Source organism: Achromobacter sp. (assembly GCF_057314935.1).
The window spans coordinates 1-2,184 of the sequence record NZ_DBHKZA010000186.1; the positions used below are offsets into that span (position 1 = coordinate 1).

The window sequence follows — 2,184 nt, forward strand, 5'->3', positions numbered from 1 at the left end:
TCGTGCTGTCTTGCAGGAACTGGTCCAGCAGGTAGCCGTTGGCGGCGTGCACTTCCACACCGTCGAAACCGGATTCCTGTGCCATCTTGGCGCCGTGGCGATAGGCTTCGACCACGCCCGGGATCTCGGCCGTTTCCAGCGCGCGCGGGGTGACATACGGGCGCTTGGGGCGCACAAGGCTTACGTGGCCGCCGGCCGCAATGGCGCTGGGCGCGACGGGCAGTTCGCCGTTCAGGAAAACCGGGTCGGAAATGCGGCCCACGTGCCACAACTGAGCCACGATCAGGCCATTCTTGGCGTGCACGGCGGAGGTGACCTTGCGCCAGCCCTTGACCTGCTCGGTGGACCACAGGCCCGGCGTGTCCGCATAACCCACGCCCTGCGGCGTGACGGACGTGGCTTCGGTCAGGATCATGCCGGCGTCGGCGCGCTGTGAGTAGTACTCGACCATCAGGTCGCTGGGCACGCGGCCTTCGTTGGCGCGCTGGCGGGTCAACGGCGCCATGACGATGCGGTTGCGCAGCGTGAGGTCGCCGGCGCGCAGGGGTTCAAACAGGGAGCTCATGCAAAATCCTTCCGCCCGGGAAACGGGCGCAACGTGTAGGGCTGACTACATATCCTGGTTCAACTGCCGCAGGAACGCGGCAATTACGGGTTCATTGCGACGGAAAAAGACCCACTGCCCCACTTTCGTCGCCGAGATCAGGCCCGCGCGCTGCAAGACGGCCAGGTGCGACGACACGGTCGACTGCGACAAGCCGCAGCGGTGATCGATGTGGCCCGCGCACACCCCATGCTCGAAGGTGTGGCCCGGGCGCTCTTCGAAATGCGCTTGCGGCGTCTTCAGCCAGACAAGAATGTCGCGCCGCACCGGGTTCGCCAGCGCCTTGAGGATGGCGTCGGCGTCGATAGCGGGCTGCACGTCGGTCTGATCGGGGGTTGAAGGGGATGCGGTCATATTTGTATATCGCAATTTATCGAATCATATATCGTTGTTGTCCGATATATAGTCATGCCCCTGTGGCGCATGGGGCTATTGGCCTGCCTCAGTCGCCCTGCACGCGCCCGCGCAGGCGCTTGACCTCGCCGTGCTGGACCTTGCGCTGCACCCGCCGGCGCTGGGACGACCGCGTCGGCTTGGTCGCGCGGCGCGGCTTGTCCACCTCAAGGGCGGACCGCAGCATGCCGAGCAGGCGTTCGATGGCCTCAACCCGGTTCTTTTCCTGGCTGCGGAAGGATTGCGACTTGATGACGATCACGCCCTCTTTCGAGATGCGGTGGTCGCTGACGGCGCAGACGGCGTCCTGGACCTCGGGCGGCAGGCCCGACGCACGGACGTCAAAACGCAGATGGACGGCGCTGGAGACCTTGTTGACGTTCTGGCCGCCCGCGCCCTGCGCGCGGATCATGGTGAACGTCAGGTCGCGCTCGTCCAGATAAAGGGAATCTTGGATGTGGAACATAGGCCGGGAGTCTACAAGATCAGGCAGGCGGCGACGACACGGGGCGCGCGGATCCGTTGATTGCCGGCGACGCGGGTCGCTACAATGCGCCGGCCGTGCACGCAGCCCCCCCTCCGCCACCTTCACCGCCCAGGCCCCTTTCCCCATGATCACCTGCTATTTGCGCTACGTCATCGACGCCAATGCGATCGCCGAGTTCGAAACCTACGCGAAGATGTGGATTCCGCTGGTCGAGCGGTTCGGCGGCACGCACCACGGCTACTTCCTGCCCTCGGAAGGCGCGAACAACATAGCGCTGGCGCTGTTTTCCTTCCCCAGCCTGGGCGCCTACGAAACCTACCGCCAGGACTCGCTGAAAGACGCCGATTGCCAGCAGGCCTACGCCTATGCGGTGCAAACACGCTGTATCGTCAGCTACGAACGCAGCTTCTTCCGCCCCGTCTTCGAATAAAGGGGATCACTCCCCAAAGCCGGCGCCGCGCGGGGTCTTTCGGCGCGCCGGCGCCGCTGGAAGTAAAATAGTGCGCTTTTGCTCGACTATTTGCGGCGCCCGGCCACCCGCACCCGCCATTTCCCCTTATGACCTACTCCGCCAAAGAAATCTTCAAGACCCTGCAAGGCGAAGGCGCCCACGCAGGCCGCGCGGCGGTATTTTGCCGGTTTGCTGGCTGTAATCTCTGGACGGGCCGCGAAAGCGACCGCGCCAGCGCCGCCTGCACCT

The 2,184-nt window shown here is 64.7% G+C and carries 4 protein-coding genes and 1 pseudogene; 2 read left to right on the forward strand and 3 right to left on the reverse strand.

Annotated features, from left to right (window positions below; all coding sequences use genetic code 11):
• From ACO6D5_RS29930 to arfB, 3 genes are all read right to left on the reverse strand, one after another.
• Window positions 1-565, reverse strand: a 565-nt coding sequence (locus ACO6D5_RS29930) for an oxidoreductase (protein ID WP_485827417.1), incomplete at its 3' end; no start/stop codon positions are given.
• Window positions 566-610: 45 nt separating this feature from the next.
• On the reverse strand, window positions 611-958 hold the full coding sequence (locus tag ACO6D5_RS29935; RefSeq protein WP_006224444.1) for an ArsR/SmtB family transcription factor: 348 nt from the start codon (window positions 956-958) through the stop codon (window positions 611-613).
• A gap of 88 nt (window positions 959-1,046) precedes the next feature.
• A complete protein-coding gene (arfB, locus tag ACO6D5_RS29940) occupies window positions 1,047-1,463 on the reverse strand; it encodes an alternative ribosome rescue aminoacyl-tRNA hydrolase ArfB (RefSeq protein ID WP_169274526.1) in 417 nt (138 codons plus the stop codon).
• Window positions 1,464-1,608: 145 nt separating this feature from the next.
• Here arfB and ACO6D5_RS29945 point away from each other — a divergent pair, with 145 nt between their 5' ends.
• Entirely contained in the window at window positions 1,609-1,914 is a 306-nt protein-coding gene (locus ACO6D5_RS29945) for an NIPSNAP family protein (protein ID WP_485827418.1), read from the forward strand.
• A 128-nt stretch (window positions 1,915-2,042) separates the two neighbouring features.
• Window positions 2,043-2,184 (forward strand): annotated as a pseudogene (locus tag ACO6D5_RS29950) (7-carboxy-7-deazaguanine synthase); the annotation flags it as partial.

Bases quoted from the DNA above. Each gene is read 5' to 3' on its own strand.
- ACO6D5_RS29935 (WP_006224444.1), bottom strand. From the start codon at position 958: ATGACCGCATCCCCTTCAACCCCCGATCAGACCGACGTGCAGCCCGCT.
- arfB (WP_169274526.1), bottom strand. From the start codon at position 1,463: ATGTTCCACATCCAAGATTCCCTTTATCTGGACGAGCGCGACCTGACG.
- ACO6D5_RS29945 (WP_485827418.1), top strand. From the start codon at position 1,609: ATGATCACCTGCTATTTGCGCTACGTCATCGACGCCAATGCGATCGCC.